The 21086-nt window shown below is 55.6% G+C and carries 16 protein-coding genes, 7 tRNA genes and 1 riboswitch; of the genes, 19 read left to right on the top strand and 4 right to left on the bottom strand.

Features of this window, described 5'->3' with window-relative positions:
* Nucleotides 1-19: 19 nt before the first annotated feature.
* The 13 genes from mutS (at nt 20) to AAC01S_RS00275 (ending at nt 9495) form a co-directional block, all read left to right on the top strand.
* Nucleotides 20-2653 (top strand): DNA mismatch repair protein MutS, encoded by a 2634-nt coding sequence (gene mutS, locus AAC01S_RS00335; RefSeq protein ID WP_067616991.1) that lies wholly within the window; start codon nt 20-22, stop codon nt 2651-2653.
* Nucleotides 2635-4518, top strand: a complete 1884-nt coding sequence (mutL, locus tag AAC01S_RS00330) for a DNA mismatch repair endonuclease MutL (protein WP_245629982.1) — start codon at nt 2635-2637, stop codon at nt 4516-4518. The genes mutS and mutL overlap by 19 nt, the downstream gene beginning before the upstream one ends.
* Nucleotides 4511-5332, top strand: coding sequence for a class I SAM-dependent methyltransferase (locus tag AAC01S_RS00325; protein WP_067616988.1), 822 nt, complete (start codon nt 4511-4513; stop codon nt 5330-5332). Before mutL ends, AAC01S_RS00325 begins: the two co-directional genes overlap by 8 nt.
* Nucleotides 5329-6294, top strand: coding sequence for a tRNA (adenosine(37)-N6)-dimethylallyltransferase MiaA (gene miaA / locus AAC01S_RS00320; RefSeq protein ID WP_067616985.1), 966 nt, complete (start codon nt 5329-5331; stop codon nt 6292-6294). The genes AAC01S_RS00325 and miaA overlap by 4 nt, the downstream gene beginning before the upstream one ends.
* A 35-nt stretch (nt 6295-6329) precedes the next feature.
* A complete protein-coding gene (gene hfq / locus AAC01S_RS00315) occupies nt 6330-6584 on the top strand; it encodes an RNA chaperone Hfq (protein WP_067616981.1) in 255 nt (84 codons plus the stop codon).
* 155 nt (nt 6585-6739) lie between these two features.
* Nucleotides 6740-6815: transfer RNA gene (locus tag AAC01S_RS00310), tRNA-Thr, on the top strand.
* 4 nt (nt 6816-6819) lie between these two features.
* Nucleotides 6820-6903: transfer RNA gene (locus AAC01S_RS00305), tRNA-Tyr, on the top strand.
* 7 nt (nt 6904-6910) lie between these two features.
* Nucleotides 6911-6986, top strand: a tRNA-Trp gene (locus AAC01S_RS00300).
* A 12-nt stretch (nt 6987-6998) separates the two neighbouring features.
* Nucleotides 6999-7074, top strand: a tRNA-Ala gene (locus tag AAC01S_RS00295).
* A 5-nt stretch (nt 7075-7079) separates the two neighbouring features.
* A tRNA-Asn gene (locus tag AAC01S_RS00290) sits at nt 7080-7154 on the top strand.
* A 79-nt stretch (nt 7155-7233) separates the two neighbouring features.
* A tRNA-Thr gene (locus AAC01S_RS00285) sits at nt 7234-7309 on the top strand.
* Nucleotides 7310-7312: 3 nt separating this feature from the next.
* Nucleotides 7313-7388, top strand: a tRNA-Val gene (locus tag AAC01S_RS00280).
* A gap of 436 nt (nt 7389-7824) precedes the next feature.
* Complete coding sequence (locus tag AAC01S_RS00275; protein ID WP_083511402.1) at nt 7825-9495, top strand: ABC transporter substrate-binding protein; 1671 nt, start codon at nt 7825-7827, stop codon at nt 9493-9495.
* Nucleotides 9496-9667: 172 nt separating this feature from the next.
* Here AAC01S_RS00275 and AAC01S_RS00270 read toward each other — a convergent pair whose 3' ends face one another.
* Nucleotides 9668-10237: a manganese efflux pump MntP gene (locus AAC01S_RS00270; RefSeq protein WP_067616974.1), complete on the bottom strand. Its 570-nt coding sequence runs from the start codon at nt 10235-10237 to the stop codon at nt 9668-9670.
* 343 nt (nt 10238-10580) lie between these two features.
* Nucleotides 10581-10641, top strand: a riboswitch (Fluoride riboswitch).
* Between the two features lie 47 nt (nt 10642-10688).
* Here AAC01S_RS00270 and AAC01S_RS20160 point away from each other — a divergent pair.
* Nucleotides 10689-11096, top strand: a complete 408-nt coding sequence (locus AAC01S_RS20160) for a fluoride efflux transporter FluC (RefSeq protein ID WP_083511390.1) — start codon at nt 10689-10691, stop codon at nt 11094-11096.
* On the opposite strand, the gene AAC01S_RS00260 is transcribed toward AAC01S_RS20160, so the two are convergent.
* Both AAC01S_RS00260 and AAC01S_RS00255 read right to left on the bottom strand, forming a co-directional pair.
* Nucleotides 11035-11577, bottom strand: a complete 543-nt coding sequence (locus AAC01S_RS00260; protein WP_067616968.1) for a manganese efflux pump MntP — start codon at nt 11575-11577, stop codon at nt 11035-11037. The genes AAC01S_RS20160 and AAC01S_RS00260 overlap by 62 nt on opposite strands.
* A gap of 136 nt (nt 11578-11713) precedes the next feature.
* Nucleotides 11714-12271 (bottom strand): TerC family protein, encoded by a 558-nt coding sequence (locus AAC01S_RS00255; RefSeq protein WP_067616964.1) that lies wholly within the window; start codon nt 12269-12271, stop codon nt 11714-11716.
* Between the two features lie 126 nt (nt 12272-12397).
* Here AAC01S_RS00255 and AAC01S_RS00250 point away from each other — a divergent pair, with 126 nt between their 5' ends.
* From AAC01S_RS00250 to AAC01S_RS00230, 5 genes are all read left to right on the top strand, one after another.
* Entirely contained in the window at nt 12398-13240 is an 843-nt protein-coding gene (locus AAC01S_RS00250) for a sigma-70 family RNA polymerase sigma factor (protein WP_169793982.1), read from the top strand.
* Nucleotides 13241-13270: 30 nt separating this feature from the next.
* On the top strand, nt 13271-14734 hold the full coding sequence (locus AAC01S_RS00245) for an AAA family ATPase (protein ID WP_067616958.1): 1464 nt from the start codon (nt 13271-13273) through the stop codon (nt 14732-14734).
* 111 nt (nt 14735-14845) lie between these two features.
* Entirely contained in the window at nt 14846-16813 is a 1968-nt protein-coding gene (locus AAC01S_RS00240) for a glycoside hydrolase family 15 protein (RefSeq protein WP_067616955.1), read from the top strand.
* 4 nt (nt 16814-16817) lie between these two features.
* A complete protein-coding gene (locus AAC01S_RS00235; RefSeq protein ID WP_067616951.1) occupies nt 16818-17297 on the top strand; it encodes a DUF4912 domain-containing protein in 480 nt (159 codons plus the stop codon).
* Entirely contained in the window at nt 17294-20056 is a 2763-nt protein-coding gene (locus AAC01S_RS00230; protein ID WP_067616948.1) for a 1,4-alpha-glucan branching protein domain-containing protein, read from the top strand. The genes AAC01S_RS00235 and AAC01S_RS00230 overlap by 4 nt, the downstream gene beginning before the upstream one ends.
* Nucleotides 20057-20172: 116 nt before the next feature.
* Here the strand turns inward: AAC01S_RS00230 and AAC01S_RS00225 are convergent, their stop codons facing one another.
* Nucleotides 20173-20985, bottom strand: coding sequence for a DUF2935 domain-containing protein (locus tag AAC01S_RS00225; protein WP_067616945.1), 813 nt, complete (start codon nt 20983-20985; stop codon nt 20173-20175).
* Between the last annotated feature and the right edge of the window lie 101 nt (nt 20986-21086).

Genomic DNA, 21086 nt, shown 5'->3' with positions numbered 1-21086 from the left:
AACTGCAGGAGGTAGACAGATGGCGCTGACGCCGATGATGCGTCAATACCAGGAAATCAAGGCGACGCTCGACGACACGTTGCTGATGTTCAGACTGGGTGACTTTTACGAACTGTTCTTCGACGACGCTGTCGTCGCGAGCCGCGCGCTCGATATCACGTTAACGGGGCGGGACGCGGGAGAGGCCGGGCGCATTCCGATGTGCGGCGTCCCGTATCACGCTCTCGAAGGTTATTTGGAACGGCTGATTGAACAAGGGTTTCGTGTGGCGATCTGCGAGCAGATCGAGGATCCGAAGACAGCGAAGGGGCTCGTTCAGCGCGAGATCGTTCGGATTGTGACACCGGGGACGGCTCTGTCCAAAGAGCAGGACAATCGCTTCCTGGGGGCGCTCGCGCCGGGTGACACCGAACACGGTTTGGCGTTCGTCGACGTCGGGACGGGCGAGGTTATGGTCGGCCTTTCTTCCATGGAGGCGTGTCTGGAACGCATTCAATTGTGGCGCCCCATCGAATTGCTGCTCCCTGGATCGTACGAGGTTCCGCTCGATTTGCAGCGCGTGCTGGATGAAAGCCAACTCGTCGTGACGCGCCGCGCGTTTCGCATCGAAGGTGTCTTGGAACAACAGTACGGCGTCGCGGCTCCGGAAGCCTTGGGCATGGCGGCGGGTTCGCTCTCGCATCAGGCCCTGGAAGCGACGCTCGTCTATCTGCGCGATACCCAGAAAGTGACCCTGCGCCATCTCCAAGGGCCGCGCCCCATGTTCGAACACGCCTATATGGAATTGAACCAGACGGCCATCGGCCATTTGGAGTTGATCGCCTCTGCGCGGGATCGCTCGAAGAAAGGCTCGCTGCTCGGTTTGTTGGACAAGTCCATCACGGCTGGCGGAGGGCGCATGCTCAAGGCGTGGCTGGAGCGGCCGCTCCGGGATCGAACCGAAATTGAGCGCAGGCATGACGTCGTTTCGTTCTTCTACGACGACTTGATTCTCCGCGAGGAAGTTCGGCAAAGTCTGCGAGGCGTCCACGACCTGGCGCGCCTCCTCGCGAAATTCTCCTTCGGGAGCGCGAACGCGCGCGACGCGAAGGCTTTGGTCCATTCACTTGATCACGCCGCGCTCGCCGTCGAATGCTTGCAGTCCGCGACCCTGCCCGATCTGTTGAACGAGGAAATTTCGGGTCTGCCGGACTTGACGGAGTTTCGAGACACCGTGCGCAATCAGATCGTCGACGAACCTCCCGTATCGATTCGCGAGGGCGGCATGTTCAAGATGGGCGTGCATCCGGAGCTGGACAGGCTGCGCACCTTGCAATCGTCGGGAAGGACTTGGCTGCGCGACTTGGAGGTCCGGGAACGCGAACGGACCGGGATTAAATCGCTGAAGATCGGCTACAACAAGGTGTTTGGGTACTATATCGAGGTATCGAAATCGAATCTGCAAAACGTTCCTGCCGACTACGAACGGCGGCAAACGCTCGCGTCCGCGGAGCGCTTTGTCCTGCCGGAATTGAAGGCGCGGGAGGAAGAGATCCTGTCGGCCGAAGAGCGGGCCATCGCCTTTGAATTGGAGCTGTTTCAGGCTTTGGCGCAAGAGGTCATCGCGCTCGGTTCCGCCATCCAACGCTGGGCCGACGCCGTCGCGAGAATCGACGTGTTGAGCACCCTCGCGCAGGTTGCGACCGAGTATCGATACGTGCGGCCCGTGATGCGAGACGAGGTCGGGATCGAGATCGAAGCGGGCCGTCACCCTGTGGTCGAGGCACACGCCGCGTCGCCGTTTGTGCCAAACGACGCCAGTCTCACGCCGGATCGGCATATCATCTTGCTCACCGGGCCGAACATGGGCGGCAAGAGCACGTACATGCGGCAGACGGCGGTGATCTGCGTGATGGCGCAAATGGGCGGATTCGTCCCGGCGAAACAGGCGACGATTGGCATTGTGGATCGCATTTTCGCGCGCATTGGCGCCTCGGACGATTTGAACCGCGGCCAAAGCACGTTCATGGTCGAAATGATTGAGTTGGCGGAGATTTTGCGCACTGCGACTGGGCGGAGTCTCGTGCTGCTCGACGAGATTGGCCGAGGAACGTCGACGTATGACGGACTCTCCATCGCGGAGGCTGTGCTCGAAGAATTGGCGGTTCGCAAGGAGCGTCCGTTGACGATGTTTGCGACCCATTATCACGAATTGGTCGGTTTCTCGCGGCGTTTCCCTGGTGTGAAGAACCATTCGATGGCGGTGGAAGAGTCGCAGGACGGGATTCGTTTTCTGCATACCGTCGTGGATCGTCCATCCGACAAGAGCTACGGGATTCAGGTCGCTCGGTTGGCGGGCCTGCCGACCAGCGTGATCGAGCGGGCACAGACCTTGCTCGAAGCGCGAGAGACCGTCGGTGTCGAAGGCGCTGACTCGATTCGCGACAGGTCCTTGGGTGCCCTGTCCGACGCAGGCCAGGAGGTCGCCGCTGCGAAGGAACTGCTGCCGGAACCACTGCCGCCCTTGGCGCTGTTTGCTGGACCGACCGAAGCGTTCGCGCAGGAGGTTGCGCAACTCGACGTGCTGAACATGACGCCGATCGCGGCCATGAATCGAATCCATGAACTCGTGGAGAAAGCGAGGAAGCTGGTCCAATGGGAAACATCCAGTTGATGACCGCGACGCTCGCCAACCAAATCGCCGCGGGTGAAGTCGTGACGAGGCCGGCGTCGTGCGTGAAAGAGTTGGTTGAGAACGCGTTGGACGCAGGGGCAAAAGCTGTGCGCGTGTCTCTGCGGGAAGGCGGGATTGCGGAGATTGTGGTGCAGGACGACGGCGTCGGCATGGACGACGAAGACGCCGTGCTCGCTTTTCAGCGGCATGCGACGAGCAAGGTGTACGATGAGCGCGATCTCGCCCGCATTCGCACACTCGGCTTTCGCGGCGAAGCCTTGGCGTCCATCGCGGCGGTGTCACGCGTGACCTTGACCACGCGCACCAACCAGGTGGAGACCGGGATCGAAGTGACCGTCGAAGGCGGCGAAATCACGGAGAAGCGCAAGGTCGGAGCGCCGGTGGGAACGCGGATCGCGGTGCGGGATCTGTTTTTCAACACGCCTGCGCGCTTGAAGTATCTTCGCACGGTCCATACCGAGCAGGCGAAATCGGTCGAGGTCGTGCAGCAGGCCGCGCTGTCACGGCCCGACGTGGCGTTCACGTGTGAAACGGAGCACCAGGTGCTGTTTCAAACCCCTGGCAACGGCGATGTGCGGACGGTGTTGGCGGCGCTCTACGGCGTCGGCGAAGCCAAGATGATGCTGGCATTGCGAGGGGAGACAGCCGACTACCGGGTGTCAGGCTTCATTGGACGGCCGACGCAGGGGCGGGGGACTCGATCCTATGCCCACCTGTTTGTCAACGGACGTCCGGTGCGCAATCTCGCCATCCACCAAGCCGTCGTCCAGGGTTACAAAAACCGCCTGATGGTTGGCAAGCATCCGATGTATGCCGTGTACTTGGAGATGGATCCGTCGCTTGTGGACGTCAACGTCCACCCACACAAGGCGGAGGTCCGTTTCAGCGAGGAAGCCGACCTGGTTCGCCTGGTCGCGAAATCGGTCATGGAAGCGATGGATGACACACTGTTGGCTGCCACGCCGAGGAGAACGGTCGGCGAGGCGGTCCATGCTCGTGTGCAGCCGCTCGAACTGACTTGGCAAGGGCCTGAAGCCGGAAAGTCCAGTGGTCGGGATGAAGCGGCGGCTACAACCGCGTGGAAGCCGCGAGCGCATGTCGAGTTTCAGCGAACATCGCGAGTCGATACCGCCCATGAACTGTCGTCCATCTACGGGAAGTCCGACAACCGGGGCGAGACAGATTCCACGTCGCTCGTGCCCCCAGGCTCAGCGCAGACCGATGCGGTGCAGGCGGGATTGCAGCCTGAGGAAGCGCGCAAACAGGATTGGACGCTGCGGCCCATCGGCCAGGCGCTCGGCATGTACGTCGTTGCGGACGACGGCGAGTCGCTCTACATCATCGATCAACACGCGGCGCACGAGCGGATCTTGTACGAAGAGTTCACCGACCGCATGCGACGCCAGGATGTGCGCGCGATGCCGCTGTTGACGCCGATCCAGATCGCCCTTTCGCCAAGCGCGTTTGAGGCGGCGATGTCGAAGCAGGCGGCGCTTGAAGAAGTCGGGATCGAGTTTGAGCACTTCGGCGCGTACGATGTCGTCGTTCGCACCGTGCCGGATATTTGGGAAGGTCTCGATATTGATCTCCTGGTCCACGAGATGTTCGACGACGTCGTCAATCCATCGTCATCCGACGTTTTGGAGAGGATTCAGGACGTCATCGCGACGCGCGCTTGTAAGGCGGCTGTGAAAGCCAACTGGTTCTTGTCGCAGCCAGAGTTGGAGGCGCTGTGTCACGCCTTGGTCCGCTGTCGCGATCCGTTCCATTGCCCGCACGGCCGCCCTATCTTCTTACGGTTCACGGACAAGCAGTTGGAAAAGGAGTTTTTCCGCATTGTCTAATCGCGGTGTTGCCAACGCGTTCGACTTGCGGCAGGCGGTCGTCACAGTCCCCCGCGTGGGTTCGAGTGAGGCTCACGCGCTCGCCCAGGGGCTCTCGGCCTTTTTTGGCGTTCCCTTCGTCGATCGCGCCGATCGCGGCGTCGCCGATCTGTTCGAGGCGACTGGCGCGGACGTGCTCTTCGTTGCGGATGATCCGGTGCGCATTCTCACGGCGGATATGGAACATCCGCTGTTTTTCCACCCGAGCATGGCCGCTCAGCGCATTGAGCGGGAGCAGCTTCGCGGCGAGCGCGATCGACTGCTGCGCATCGCCGATGTCCGTGAAGGCGATGTCGTCGTCGACGCGACGCTCGGCCTTGGCTCCGACGCAATCGTGTTCGCACACGCGGTCGGCGCTTCTGGCCGGGTGATTGGCCTCGAGAAGAGCCCGGTTTTGGCTGGCTTGCTGCAGGCCGTTCAGGTCTTCGGCTGCCAGCGCTATGCCGCTGCCGCTCAACTGCTGCAGCGTGTGGATGTGCAGGCTGTGGACCATGTCACGTGGCTCAAACAGCAGCCTTCAGCCAGTGTGGACGTGGTGTATTTCGATCCGATGTTCCGCATGCCCGCGTCGGCTTCGGCGTCGATTGAACCTGTTCGGCCGTTTGCCGCGATGGACGAGCTGTCGGACGCAGCCATCGAAGAAGCGAAGCGGGTCGCGCGGCGCGCTGTGGTGGTGAAGGAGCGCCCGGCTTCCGGCGTGTTCCAGCGGCACGGCCTTGTGCCCGACGCGCTGCGGCGAAAGGTTGGGTATGGCGTATGGAGGAGACTCGGATGAGCAAGACATCGATTGTCGTGATCGTGGGCCCGACTGGCATCGGCAAAAGCGAACTGGCCGTCGCCATCGGCAAGCGGTGGAACGGCGAAGTCGTATCGGCCGATTCGATGCAGGTGTATCGGGGCATGGACATTGGCACCGCCAAGCTGACCGTGGACGAGATGCAAGGCGTGAGACACCACCTGATCGACGTGATCGAACCCACACAGACGTGCACCGCGGCACTGTGGAAGACGTGGGCTGACGAGGCCATCGCCGAGATCGCGGGCCGAGGCCGTCTCCCCGTCGTCTGCGGCGGCACGGGGCTCTATATCCGCGGACTGACGGACGATCTCGATTTCTCCACAGGCTCTTCCGAATCGCCTGCCCGCGCCCATTGGCGCGCGTTTCTCGCGGAGCACGGCAATACCGCGTTGTACGCGGCCTTGGTGGAGCGCGATCCCGCCCGCGCAAGCCAACTTCACCCGAACGACACCAAGCGCGTCCTGCGCGCCTTGGAAGTGCACGACACGGCCGAACGGCCCATGTCCGCAAACTATGACTGGTCCACGAGGGAAGGCCGGTATCGCGTCCTGATGCTGGGACTCTGCATGGAACGCGAAGTGTTGTACCGGCGCGTCGACGATCGCGTCGATACGATGTGGAAAGCGGGGTTGGTCGAGGAAGTGGCCGCCTTGCGCCGCGCCGGCGTCACAGGTGAGCACACGTGTCTGCAGGCCATCGGCTACAAGGAAGTGGTCGATTTGTTGGACCATCGATTGACGGAAGAGCAAGCAATCGATACCATCAAACGCAACACCAGGCGCTTCGTGAAACGGCAAATGTCGTGGTTCGCGCGCGATCCGCGAATTCATTGGTTCGCCAAGACCAGCGACGGGCGATTTGCCGATGGGGAAGAACAACGCATGTGGGAAATCATCTCAAGTTTCGTGGAAGGAATATCTAAAGAGTCCCCCGAATAAATAAGCGATCCGGAGAATGGAGAGTGAACTGCCAGATGTCGAAGCAACAAATCAACATTCAAGATACATTTTTGAATCAAGTTCGAAAAGACAAAATACCGGTGATTGTGTATTTGGTCAACGGTTTTCAAATTCGCGGCATTGTCCGCGCGTTTGATAATTTCACCATCGTCGTGGAAGCGGACGGCAAGCAGCAGATGATCTACAAGCACGCCATTTCCACCTTTATCCCGATGCGCCAGGTGTCGTTGGTGGTCGAATCCGCAGAGACTGACGAGGGGCAAGCCTAGGCCATCTCCGGCCCGATTTCGGGCTGGTGTGGCCCGATTTGCGCCATTCGCAGGACGTTCGCGAAAGCTTCCCGTTTTTACCTTTGGCCGTGCACGGATTTTTGCGTTGACAAATAAGATGACCGTGTGCTATTTTAAAACCTGTCGCCACGGATGCCAGCGTAGCTCAGTAGGTAGAGCAACTGACTTGTAATCAGTAGGTCGCGGGTTCGATTCCTGTCGCTGGCTCCAACTCGGAGGGATACCAAAGTGGCCAAATGGGGCGGACTGTAAATCCGTTGCGGAAGCTTCGAAGGTTCGAATCCTTCTCCCTCCACCAACATCATAGGGGCGTAGTTCAGCTGGTAGAACGGCGGTCTCCAAAACCGCATGTCGTGGGTTCGAATCCTGCCGCCCCTGCCAGATTCCTGCTTAGGGGGTATAGCTCAGCTGGGAGAGCACCTGCCTTGCAAGCAGGGGGTCGTCGGTTCGAATCCGTCTACCTCCACCAACCGTTCCTCGATAGCTCAGCGGTAGAGCATCCGGCTGTTAACCGGAGGGTCGTAGGTTCGAATCCTACTCGGGGAGCCAGGAATCTTTTTATCACCGCCGCCGCGTTGTTTTTTCATCAACTTCGTTCCAGCTTTGGGTTTCGTGTCTTGCGTATCGTGCTCCCATAGCTCAGTTGGCAGAGCGCATCCATGGTAAGGATGAGGTCACCAGTTCAAGCCTGGTTGGGAGCTCCATGCGGGCGTTTAGCTCAGTTGGGAGAGCATCTGCCTTACAAGCAGAGGGTCGGCGGTTCGAGCCCGTCAACGCCCACCACAAAAAATCCCGCAACGGCGCGGATGATCGGGATGGGTCCACCTTACAGGTGGGTCCGTTTTGCGTTTTGCGAACCTGTGAGTCTGTAGTCAGTACGCTCGTCGTGTGCCCAACATGATTTAGAACGACAATAAATGGTCGGAATATTCACATGACTACGATGAACCACAATCCTAGAATGGATGACAAATCGTTTGTGTTGTAAACAAATAGACGCTTCACACGAGGGGAGGTGGTGGCACCAGCGCATGAGGAGGCGTTTCTGCCAAATTGATGTAAGCGCTTTCTTATATGACCGCCGTATGGCGGGACGTCGATGTCGGCGTTTCCGGGCGAGCGGAAGAGCAAAGTGCAAATTCTGAGTTGTGGGAAACAAGTTGTTTTTTGTTTCTTCCGTTGGTCACAAGAACTCGAACTGCTTAAAAGGGGGAATACGATGAAATCGGCAGCGAAAATCAGGTTGTCCGCAGGAACGGCAGTCGTTGGCCTCGCGTTGGTGGCGGGGATGGTAAGTCATAGGGTTGACACGACTTCATCAAGCACCGTGGGAGCCGCATCGACCACGGCGACCCAAGGCAAATCCATCACGATTCTTCCAACACCATCTGGCAATTATGCGGACAACTTTAATCCATTTGCCGTAACAAATGATTACGGAACCTTCGGTTTTATTTATGAGTCTCTTTTCTACTATGACACCCAAACAGGTAAAATGTGGCCCATTTTGGGTCAATCGTACAAATGGAGCAACGGCAACAAGACGTTGACGGTTTCCTTGAACCCGAAGGCAAAGTGGACGGACGGTCAGCCGTTTACAGCGAATGATGTCGCATTCACATTCGATTTGTTAAAGAAGGATCCTTCAGCCGACACGAATGGAATTTGGACACAGTTGTCCAGCGTGGCGACCAAGGGGGACAATACGGTTATTTTCAACTTTAAGAACGCGAACGTCCCATTCGGTCTTGAGTACGTGCTGGGAACGTACATTGTTCCGCAGCATATCTGGTCAAAGATCAGCAATCCGACGAAAGTCACCATCACCAACCCAGTTGGTACTGGGCCATATGTCTTGAATAGCTTTGCTCCGCAGGACTACACGCTGAAGGCAAACCCCAACTATTATCGGGGAAAACCGCCTGTGCCGGAACTCAATTTTCCTGCGTTTGATTCGAACGCGAGCGCGAGTCTGGCCATGATTCAAGGAGAGATCGACTGGGCGGCTGTATTTATGCCGAATATTCAACAGGTGTATGCGGCAAAGAGCCCGAATAATCATTACTGGTTTCCGCTCGGCGTTACGCTGAATCTATCGGTCGATCTGAAAAATCCTCTTTTGAACCAGGCGGTCGTGCGTCGCGCGATGAGCATGGCAATCAACCGCAATGATCTTGCGTCAAAAGGGGAGGACGGTTACGACAAACCGGCCGAGCCGGATGCCGTTCCGTACAACATGAGTTCCTGGCAAGATCCAAATTTGCCCGCTCAGGACAAATCGTTCAGCTACAACCCTGCCAGCGCGGAAGCGCTGCTGAACAAGGCTGGCTATAAGAAAAATTCGTCCGGTATTCTCGTGTCTCCAAGTGGAAAGCCGCTTAGTTTTACCTTGATTGTCGTAGCCGGTTGGTCTGACGAAGATACGGACGCGTCGCTGATCGCAGACGACCTGAAGAAAATTGGTATTCAAGTAAATGTCAAAGAAGTCACTGCGACGGCTTACCAAAATCAGTTGTCCGCGCATCAATTCCAGTTGGCTATCAATGCCGCATATGGCGGGCCAAACCCGTACTATGTGTATCAGGAAAACTATGATCCGCACGGCGAAGCTGACTGGATGCAGTTTAACAACCCAACTGTCAATCAGGCGTTGGATCAATTTGCGCAGACTACGGATCCAACGCAGCAAGAACAATTGGTTTACAAAATTGAGCGGGTCGTCGCTGAACAACTCCCCACCATACCGTTGTTGTATGGTGCGACGTGGTACGAGTACAATACAAGCCGATATACGAATTGGCCGTCGGCAAGCAACGCCTATATTTCGCCGTCGATATGGAATTACGAGGGTGCGGCGATTGTCGTGATGCATCTGAAACCTGTGAACTGACGTGTCAACTGCGTAGCTGAGTGGTTCAACTATGGATCCGACGCATCATCAACATGCATCAAGAGCAGGTGTTCGTTGCGCACCCGCTCTTGATGCGCCTCACTTGCCTGGACGGATGCAGATTCTGACGTTTGGCTGCTGCTCGCAGTTTCCTAGGAAACGGATGTGAGTTTCAGCCGTAGATTTGGTACATGCCAACGCCAATCAGTAGGACACCCGAGACCAGCGACGAGTATTTGCCAACGAATCGCGCGAATAGGCCGTAACCAATCATATGTCCCAACCACAGCAGAATGTAACCCCACACAGCGATGCTGATGGCACACATCCAGAGCGACGTTGTGCCTGATACGGTTGAACCAAAACCGAGAACGATATTGTCGAGCGACATGACAAATCCAAGGACAATCCCTTGCCAGAGGCCGGGCATGGGGATCCTCAGATGCTTCGCTTTTCTTGATAGGTGTGGATGGATGTACGCCGCGTACCAAAAGAACATTCCGATTCCACACAATGCGATGCAAGAAAGCCAGTCCGCGACGGCAACGGGCATGAGCTGCGAAATCTCGTCGCCGACAAACGCGCCCAATAGACCCATGGTTCCGCCGACGATGTTTGCTATCGCGTTCACCCAGTGCGGGAATTTGATCTTGTCGGCGCCATATGCCAATCCTACTCCAGTGTTGTCAAAATTCGAACCAATTCCAATCAGATTGACCGCAATAAGCGATGCCCACCCCATCACACTCACCGTCCTGTGCATCGATAGATGTTGAAAGTGAGTTTGTCATTGACCACACCTCAATTTAATAAATTTGTCACTCGCTAGGGTACGAGATCGCCACCGTTGAGGAACTGGACAAACGGACAGTAACGTGTCCAATTGACTTGGGACAAAGTGAATTTTGGGCGTTTGGGTGGACCGATCAGATGTCCGTATCCGTTTTGGCGATGAGTCGACTATGGTATTTCAAGCCAATCGAGACTTCCCCTCTCCGAATGGCTTTGGCCGTGGGGGCCGCTAGGTCCTCACGGATTGGGTAAATGTTCGTTGCAAGATGCTCAACGAGGCGTATCATGGTGACAAACGAATCGGTGATGGAGTTCACCGTAACGTCCGAAAGGACTAATGACTCCTGCGAGATGTTCCATTCGCAGGAGTCATTTTGTTTGTAGGCGAGGAGGAAGACTCAATGAACATCATTCTTGTGTTCATACTCGGAGCGATGGGCGGGATCGCTCGCTTTGCGGTTGGAGAAGGTATGGTTGCGACATTGGCAGTCAATCTGATCGGCGCTTTCTGTCTCGGGGGATTGAACGGCTTCGTGGAATTCCATGCGGTGAGACCTTGGATTCACGACGGCCTATCCGCGGGCTTTCTGGGCTCGTTCACAACGTTCTCCTCGTTTGCGGAAGATGCCGTCCATCTCATGGGAAACCATCCATGGCTCTCTGGCATCTATATTCTAGGAACAATCGTTGGCGGGATCAGTCTCGCGTATTTGGGGAGGCGAATATCGGGGAGCCTGTACACGTCGGCTAGTCGATCAATCCAACGACGACGAGCGCTACACCAGACAAAAACGCAGCGTACTTTGTGAATTGTGGCGGTATCCATCGACGAATCAATGACGGCACGACCAGGAATGCGAAACTGAACATCCCGACACTGGCGGCGGTCGCCCATCCATTGATTCCAGTAAAGACACTGCCAAAGCCGATGGAAAGATCGCCCATCGCTTGCGCGGTACCGATCAGCATCATCTCATGAAATCGGATGAAACGACTGTCTATGGACGGGGTGTCTTTCGCCACGACGGACTGAACGGCGGTCCACAGGCCGATTGCGATCAAAATGCATGAGCCGACCAAACTCCACTGATGAGCAGAAGCGATACCGATAATCCTTCTTCCGGTCAAAGCGCCGAAGAAACATGCTGAGAACGACATCACAGCGACAGCGATACTGAAGAACAGCGGAATCCGCGTACGATGCATACCGTAAGAGAGTCCGATGCCGACATTGTCGAGGTTTGAGCTGACGCCGAGGACCAAGCTCATCACCAAACCGGGAATTCCCACTTTTTCACACCCCATATTCGTGGAAGGCAGTTACTGTCACGATATGGAGGCAAAGCTGTCTCATAAACAGACAAGCGACTACACAGGCCGCCCGTTTTTCATGTCCCCAATGCTCAAGCGAGCGCTTGCGTCTGGTCTACTTTCTCGTCGCTCTGATTTTTCGAATGTACATCGCGAATTCGATGGCCACGAACAGAACGGCGGCGATGAGGGAAACATGAGCAGGGTTGACAGAATGAGCGGGTAAGCGATCCCGAATGAACGGGTCTTTCATCATGGCTTTTACCGCCGTCTGTGTCATAACGCCTGATGCTATGATTTGGACCCAGGGCATTTCTGTAAATACTTTCGTGATAACGGGGAGCAGAAGAAGCAGCGGCACGATACTGAAGAACACCCCGATTGCCACCGCGGCGACGTGGGTCGTCACAGCGACAATGGCAACGAGGTTGTCAAAGCTGACCGCGAAGTCGGTTATCATCACGAGTCCGAGGAGTTTGAGCAAGGATGTGTTCAGCATCTTGGGGTGGCGGCCTGTGATACGATTTTGCGGGCTGTCGATGGTTGCGGTACGAATTGCGAGGGCAAACAGGACGATTCCAAGTCCCAATTGAACGCCGGACAGTAGTGCGAGCCGTCCGACCGCCAGAACCAGCAGCGCCCTGATTATCGTCAGTATGACGGCGGAGCACATGGCGAGTGGCCAATATTGCGTTTTGTGTTCCTTAAAGATAGCCGCATAACCGCCCGTTGAGGGCTGATGGCTCCTGCGAATGGATTTTGTCGTTCGCAGGAGCCTTTTTCATGGAGGTGCATGTTCGTGGCAATCGAACAGATGGATCCGAACTCACACGTTCACGAGTTGGTCGTCGACTATCTCGCGCAAATCAGTCGATTTCATTTGCTGCACCGAGATGATGAAATTCGACTGTCGAACTTGGCGCTGTCGGGAGACCTGGATGCAAAGCAGCAAATGGTCAGGTCGAATCTTCGACTCGTTGTGTCTATCGCCAAAAAGTATAGGGGGCGAGGGTTGGAGTTTGAGGATTTGATTCAGGAAGGGAATCTGGGGTTGATCAAAGCCGTGGGAAAGTACAACCCCAATTCCGGATACAAATTCAGTACGTATGCCACCTGGTGGATACGACAGTCGATCACACGGGCAATCGCCGACAAGTCGCGATTGGTTCGATTGCCGGTGCACAGTTTCGACGATCTCCGTCGACTGAAAGTGGAATGGTATACAGCATATTCGCAATTGGGAAAAGAGCCATCCATTGAGTACCTCGCAGAGAAGCTCAAGAAGAGTCCGGCTCATATTGAATTGTTGATGACGTGGATGGCGGAACCGCTGTCGATGGAGATCGACATGGGGGAAGAGGGAGACATGTCGTTGAAGGCCGTCATCCGAGACGACAACCAGGAAGATCTGCACGAAGGGTTGATTCGTGAGGAACAGAAGAGCCTGATTCGGGATATGCTCGGGCAGTTGACGGAGCGGGAAGCGAAAATTATAAGCCTAAGGTACGGTTTGTCCGGGGGAGAACCCATGACTTTGGAACGGGTTGGGAAGATGATTGGTGTGACGCGTGAGCGAGTTCGCCAAATTCAAGATGGCGCTTTGAATAAACTGCGGAAACGCGAGGGGTTCTCGTCAGATTGACGATGTACGGATGCGTTGGGAGGGATTCTGATGAAGATTCCTGGTTTTCGGGACGGCGAAAACGACAGTCCAACAAAACGCCACACGAAAGGAAACAGAGAACGGGCTCGAATCGCCCGAAACGGCGCGTGGCTCGGCAACCTTCCGCGATCAGTTTCGCGGGCCGTCAAAAGTTTGCACGCGAACCGGATGCTTTCTTGGATGAAAGAGAACGCGTTGTCTCCGCCGGGGAAGAAAGCGGCGGATCGGCAGATTTTTTCGATCACGTTTCAGGATGTCGCGGGCAACGATGCAGAAAAGGAGCAGCTGTGGGATATTGTCGATTTTTTGCGGCATCCCGAGATCTATCGAGCGCAGGGGGCGACATTGCCGAAGGGCGTTCTGTTGACAGGCCCTCCTGGCGTAGGCAAGACATTGCTTGCGAAAAGCGTCGCGGGAGAGGCGCACGTGCCCTTTTTCGCCGCGAGTGGATCAGATTTTCAGGAAGTGTACGTCGGGGTTGGCGCACAACGCGTGAGACAATTGTTCGCAAGAGCGAAGGAGGCGGCGCCGAGCATTATCTTCATCGACGAGTTCGACGCGTTGGCTCGGAAGCGCGATGGCGCGCACGAGGAGAGTGCGCGAACGTTGAACGCGCTGTTGACGGAGATGGATGGCTTTTCGACGATGGAGTCGATTGTCGTTATCGCTGCGACCAATTTTCCAGAATTGTTGGACGCGGCTGCGACAAGGCCGGGGCGGTTTGATCGCGTTGTCGATTTGATGTACCCGGATCGCGTCGCGAGGGAACAAATCCTGCGAGTCCACTTGCGCAACAAAAAGGCGCTTGATGTCGATCTCGCGGATCTATCGCGAAAGACAGCTGGGATGACCGGAGCCCATCTGGCCACCATTCTGAATGAAGCTGCGATTTTGGCGGTGAAGGATCGGACGCCAGGGATCACCCAATCGCATATCGATGAAGCTCTGGCGCGCGTCGTCGCCGGCTTGAAACACACCCGAGTGGACCCGGCGATTCGAACGCGTATCGCCATTCACGAGGCGGGGCACGCCATCGTCGCGCTCGCTCTGCATCGACCAATCGATTATGTGACCATCGAACCGCGCGGAAAGGCGCTGGGCTACGTCTTCTACAGTGAACGAAGAGACGAACTGTTGCTTACGGAAGAGGATTTGGAGTCAGAGGTGCTCATTTTGCTCGGGGGCCGCGCAGCGGAATGGCTCATTCTCCATAGCCGCAGTACCGGAGCGGCCAACGACTTGGAGCGGGCGGCGCAACTGCTGCGCAATATGCTCTGCAAGTATGGCATGGGCGAGGCGATATGGATGGGATCGAATCACGCCGACGAAGAGTTGGCACGGCGTCTCGAAATGTATCACCAACGGGCCGAGGGGCTGATTGAACGGTACCGCGGCGATTTTGACGAATTGGTGAACCGTTTGCTGCGAGATGAAGTTGTGTCGGGGCAAACCATCTTGTTTCATTCACCGTAAAAGGGTTGAATGTGGTTAGGGGAACAGGACCTGTCGCATAGGATTGACATGTTGCAGTCTACGTTACTTCAGGACAAAGGGAGCGAGCGCAAGGTGACGAGGGATCTACCGGTGGGAAATGGACATTTGTTGGTGAATCACGATTTGGCTGGCAATATTCGCTGTATTTATTACCCTCATGCTGGCCATGAGAATCACGCCCTTGATCACCTGTCGAGATTCGGTGTCTGGGTCGATGGCGCGTTCTTTTGGCTCGGCGATTCAGAACTGAGCATTGATCGGGAATACAGGGATGATTCGATGGTCGCACATTTTGTCGTGAAGCATGCTCGCCTTGGCTTGACGCTCGATATCGAGGATGTGGTGGATCATCACAGCAACGTGTTCATTCGCAGGGTCGGCGTTCAGGATACGCTCGGCGTGCCTCGATCCGTGCGTTTGTTTTTTCACTTGGATATCAACTTGTACGGAAGTCAAATTGCGAACACGTGTTATTTCGATCCCGATTTGCAAAGCATCGTCTTTTATAAGGGCCATCGCTACGTATCGCTGTCAAGTGGCGTAGTCGCGCCGCAGTTCTCGGTTCAATGCGATGGCTACGCCTGCGGGCAGAAGGGCATTCACGGATTGGAAGGGACTTGGAAGGACGCCGAAGACGGAAGGCTTGAAGGATTTCCAATCTCTCAGGGATCGATCGACGGCGTAGTCCAGCTGAACGTCGACGTCGAAGCGAATCAGAAAGCTGAAGGTTGGTTTTGGTTCTGCTTCGGCAAGAGCTTGAACGAAGTGAAGGCGGTGGAGAAAGACGTTCGCACGCAAGGACCGGACGATTTTCTAACGCGGACACTGGCTCATTGGAGGCGCTGGGTGGATCGAGACAGACATCCCATTGAACGACTGCCGGACGACATCGCGAAGGCGTATCGAACGAGTCTGCTGATCATCCGGACGAATACCGATCACGATGGCGCGTTTATCGCCGCGAACGATTCCACCATGTTGACGAGCGCCCAGGATACGTATTCGTATATGTGGCCGAGAGACGGCGCATTGATTGCGCATGCGCTGGATAGGTCTGGTTACCATGACCTGACCCGCGGTTTTTTTTCGTTTTGCAAGCGCGTAATCACCCCTGAAGGGTATTTGATGCACAAATACAACCCAGATGGTTCCGTCGGAGCGAGTTGGCTTGCCTGGATCAACGCGAAGGGAGAAAGACAACTGCCGATTCAGGAAGACGAAACGGCCCTTGTACTGTACGCACTGTGGAATCACTACGAAGTCTCCGACACATTGGACGATTCTTTGGACGATTTCGAAAACATGGTGATTCCGGCAGCGAATTTCATGGTCGATTTTCGCGATGAAAACGGACTTCCCAAGCCGTCCTACGACTTGTGGGAAGAACGTTTTGGCATATTTGCCTTTACGGCGGCGAGCGTCTATCAAGGACTTCTGGCCGCGGCGAAATTTGCGGATTTTCACGGCGATGAGAAACTGCGGGCAAAATATGCGAAGGCGGCGGAGGAAGTCAAAGAAGCCATCGTCCACCATTTTTATGACGCCAACCAGGCGAGGTTCGTTCGTGCGCTGTACCCGGTGGATGAACATGGATATCGCGGGTATGTGAAGGATATGGAGCCTGACAGCAGTTTGTACGCCTTGTTTGATTTTGATGTGGTTCCAGCAGGCGATGAGCGCGTCGAAAACACGATGCGTTTTCTGAGAGAAACATTGTGGGTGCCCACCGAGATAGGCGGAATCGCGAGATATCGCAATGATCGATATTATGCCCAGGTGGGTGAGCAGTCGAATGTTCCTGGAAACCCGTGGTTCATATGCACGTTGTGGTACGCGGAATGGCTGCTTGCGCGCGCTGTGAGCCAAGCGGATCTCGATGAAGCGCTCGGCATGCTCCGCTGGTGCGTACAACGCGCCTTGCCTTCCGGGGTCATGGCGGAACAGGTGCATCCGTTTACCGGCGAACCTCTGTCGGTGTCGCCGCTGACTTGGTCGCATGCGACGTACATCAAGGTGGTCCAGGAATTTTTGGCCGCGCAGGAACGCTTGGGGGTGTGATTGCGTGACGGTAACCAGGGTGCTTCTTCCAAGTGACGCGGTGTTTCCGAACAGCTATGGCGAAGACGTCCTGTACGGGATGGCGTTGTCGCCTGACCAGATATATCTGTATTGGGAATTGACAGAATGGCGCATCCGTCTTTATCAAACACATGGTCTCCAGCGGAACATCGACTCGTTGATTCTGCGAGGTTACGAACAGACGCAGGCGGAACACGGCCCTGTCTGTACATTTTCGACCGGGATCACAGAACGCGTAGGGGAACGCTTCATCCGAGACTTGTCGCGCAAAGGAGCGTATTTTTTTCAAATCGGAGTGGATCACGACGGGTTTGTTCCGTTATTGACTTCCAACGTCATCGATCTTCCGGGCGCAACAACGAGCAATCTCTCGACTTCCATGCCAGAACAAGCGGAGTGGTGGCAAGTTTTTCTGACGTACACCGTATACGAACCCAGTCCGTGGATTGGAGGCGCCATATGACCGCCGCCCGAGGGAAACTCTGCTTCGTCCTGCATGCGCACATTCCATATGTTGCCCACAGCGCCGCCGGCAGAATGGAAGAACGCTGGTTCTATGAAGCGCTCACGGAGACCTATTTGCCGCTCTTGCGATTGTTCAACACGTTACAAGAGAAAGGCAGCCCTTATTTGGCGCTCTCCGTGACGCCCACCTTGCTCGCGATGATGGAAAATGAAGAACTGCAGGAGCGCTACGTGAGCCATTTGAAGCGACAGATTGAGTTGGCCGGACGGGAGAAATCGCGTGTCCGAAACGACGATCACCTCTTTCGGTTGGCGTCGTTCTACCATGACTTGTTTACGATGACGCTGGAACAGTATATCAATCTGGATTGTCGGCCTGCGCTCGCGCTGAAGATTTTACAGGAAAAAGGTGTCATTGAGCTGATGGCGAGTGCGGCGACACACGCGTTCTTGCCGGCAGTGCAAACGACGGAAGGCATTCAGTCTCAGATTTGTGCTGGAATTCAGACGTATCGGCAAAGTTTCGGCCGAAAGCCGAAGGGATTTTGGCTTCCGGAGTGCGGTTACGACGCGAGGGTTCGCGATGTGTTTCAAGCGGAGGGAATCGAATGGATTCCACTCGACGTGCACGCGATGGACACACCTGATGAGAAGTTGCGCCCATGTTTGGCTCCGCTGCATATTGGGCAGGGAATCACCGCTTTCATTCGGAACCAATCGACGTCGGAGTTGGTATGGAACGCGCAGGACGGTTATCCCGGAGACAGCGTGTACCGCGAATTTTATCGGGACATTGGCTGGGATATCGGATGGGAGTCTGAGGAGGCGTGGAATTATATTCGCCCCTACTTATTGGACAATGGTGCGAGAATTGACACAGGTATCAAGTATTATCAGGTCACGGGCAAGGGAACCGAAAAGCTGCTGTACAATCCGGACGCGGCCATGCAACGTACCGTGGTGCATGCGCATCACTTTTTGCAGCAATGTGGCTTAGAGGCCGACCAAGCGCCTCGTTCCGGTATTGACCAGCCCGTGATCACCGCGATGTACGATGCCGAACTGTTTGGGCATTGGTGGTTCGAAGGGATTGAATGGCTGCGACAGGTGGTCTTGGCCGCGGAGCAATACGGGTTTGAATTGGCCTCACCAGGATACGTGGCGTCTTCACTGCAACATCCCGGCCCAGTCCACGAATTGTCGATGTCGACATGGGGGCGCGGGGGATATGCGGAAGTTTGGGTAAACGCAAAAAACCATTGGATGTATCGTCATTTACACGTCGCCGAGCGAATGCTTCAGCGCGCGATCTCGATTGCGGCGCAGGCGCCTGGCACGGGCGGGCATCTTCGCGCCGCGGCTGAGGCGTTGGCGCTCGCCCAAAGCAGCGATTGGGCTTTCATCCTGGATCACGACACGGTCGTTTCATATGCCTTGACCCGCTTTTCGAGTCATTTGGCTGACTTTTACGATCACATCGAACAACTTTCCGCGAACCTGTCCGTGCCAAGTTTTTCGGCGACCAGAGAAGATGTGATGGCATTCCCTCCGGGACGCCTCGTACTGGACCACGCAATCACGTTGGACCAAAAGTTGCTGAATGACGCCGTGTCGAAACCGGGCGTGTTCATGCTGACATGGGAGTATCCGCCGAACGTGGTTGGAGGTTTGGGAAGAGCTGTGTCGGAACTGGCGGAGACGCTGGCGAAACAAGGGGAAACGGTTCACGTCATCACCATCGCGCGCGAGCGCGAACCTGCGTTGGAGCTGCGCCATGGAGTTTATGTGCACCGCGCAACCATGCCTTTTATTGAACCGACGGTCTCGTTCTACGATTGGGTTGTTCTGATGAATCTCGCACTGGTGGATTGCGCGCTTGAATTGGTGCGTCGCGGGTGTGGCATCTCCTTGATTCACGGCCACGACTGGCTGGTTAGTATCGCGGCGGAAGAACTGGCGGAGCGTATGGAGGTTCCGCTGGTGATGACCATCCATGCCACGGAGTGGGGCAGGAACCAAGGACGGTTGACCAGCGAGTTGCAGACGCGGATTCACGATCGCGAGTTTGCCGTTGCGACAGCGGCGGATCGAATTTTCGTCTGCAGTCTGGCCATGAAGTCGGAGGTTTGTGGCTTGTTTCAACTGCCTGAAGACAAAGTGGATGTGTTCCGGAACGGCATTCTTTCCAAGGAACATTCATCGGTTCAGCGCCGCCGCTCGACGAACCAGGTTCTCTTTCTTGGACGTCTGGTCTTTGAAAAGGGCGTTCATACATTGCTGCACGCCATGCGCCAGGTGTGCGCTCAAATCCCCGATGTCCAGTTGCTGATTGCTGGAACGGGTCCTTTGGAGTCAGAACTGCGGGGACTTGCCGATTCCATGTTTGGCCATGTCGATTTTCTGGGATTTGTCGGGCCGTCGGAACGGGATCAATTGTTGGCGGAGGCGGCCCTGACAGTGATTCCGAGCTATTATGAACCCTTTGGGCTCGTCGCGTTGGAGGCGATGCAAGCAGGATGCCCCGTCGTGGTCGCGGATTCAGGAGGGTTGGCGGAACTGGTGGATCATATGGTGGAGGGGCGCAAGGCTATCCCTGGGGATGTCAACTCGCTGGCGACGCAAATTGTCGACGCGCTGCGCGACCAGGCTGGTTCCTTGCGAATGGCTGCGTATGCTCAACGAAAAGTGCAAAGTGAATTTTCCTGGGATGCGTGCGCGGCAGGCATTCGCGAGGTGTACCAGCAACTTCGAGTGTAAGTGGTCACTCGCTATCCAGCGCTGCCAGCAAAATTGGCAGGCGCGCGAATGACAACGCGCCCCTCGCGGCGGTTGCTTGAGCGCGACGCGTACCTGACGCGTCGTGATGCGATCATTCACTGAAATCGGGTGATATATCGGGTTAAGATTTCCCTTGATTTTGAGGTCTCTCCTAATTGATTGACGCTTGGATTTCTCTGTGCCAATTGTAAAAGGAAATAGCATGACTCGGGCAAATGATGCTCGAGGAAAGGCAGTGTGGTTCGATTCAATACTTCATCGTTCCGGAACATGTGAATGACTTCGTCGACCCATTCGTTAAAGACAATGGTTGTTCTAGCGATGTCGTAAGTGAACCTGTGTTCACCAGGGAACGTTGGCATGAATCGCATATATTTCTGAATGGCAAAATTTTTTAACTTGTACTTCTCATAGGCGTCCACCAGTCGCTGTGTTTTTTCAATCATTTCCGCTTCAATTGGGTCCAAGATATTCACAAGCAACAACGCGTGACCCAACATGTCGTCCAGCCAAAGGTTAAGCAATTTTGGTGTGGACAGCGCTGCTGGAGTCTCTCCTTCTGCCCATTTTTTACACAGACGGATGTATTCTTCGTTCTCGTTCAGCGTGCCAATGAGGTATGTTGGCGTCAGATTGATGATGATTTCGTTCTTGATCCGCAAGGCCTGCAAATGTCCTTCGAATCGATAGTAGTGTTCAGCCAGTTGCAGCGATTGCGCAGCGAATTGAATGGAAGGCCCTTGTTCGTGCAACCGATGAATCATCTGTTCAAATTGACGAATATAGTAATTCGCGACCCGAACGTGTTCCCTTTCGGATGGAGAGAGAAAATCGCGAACAAACACGGCATGGTCCAACAAAATGTTGAGCCAGAAGGCATGCTCCTCGTCCATTGTCAAGGGATTCATGCTGTTATCCCTCCTTCCCGAATTGCTACATTGTATGAGGAACCGTCGTCGAATAGAAATGTGGTGAATATTTCTCGCGATGGTTGGGGAAAATCGGCACG

It is taken from the genome of Alicyclobacillus acidiphilus NBRC 100859 (assembly GCF_001544355.1).
Lineage (GTDB): Bacteria > Bacillota > Bacilli > Alicyclobacillales > Alicyclobacillaceae > Alicyclobacillus > Alicyclobacillus acidiphilus.
Note: the sequence above shows the minus strand (reverse complement) of the source record. Positions and strands in the feature narration are given on the sequence as shown.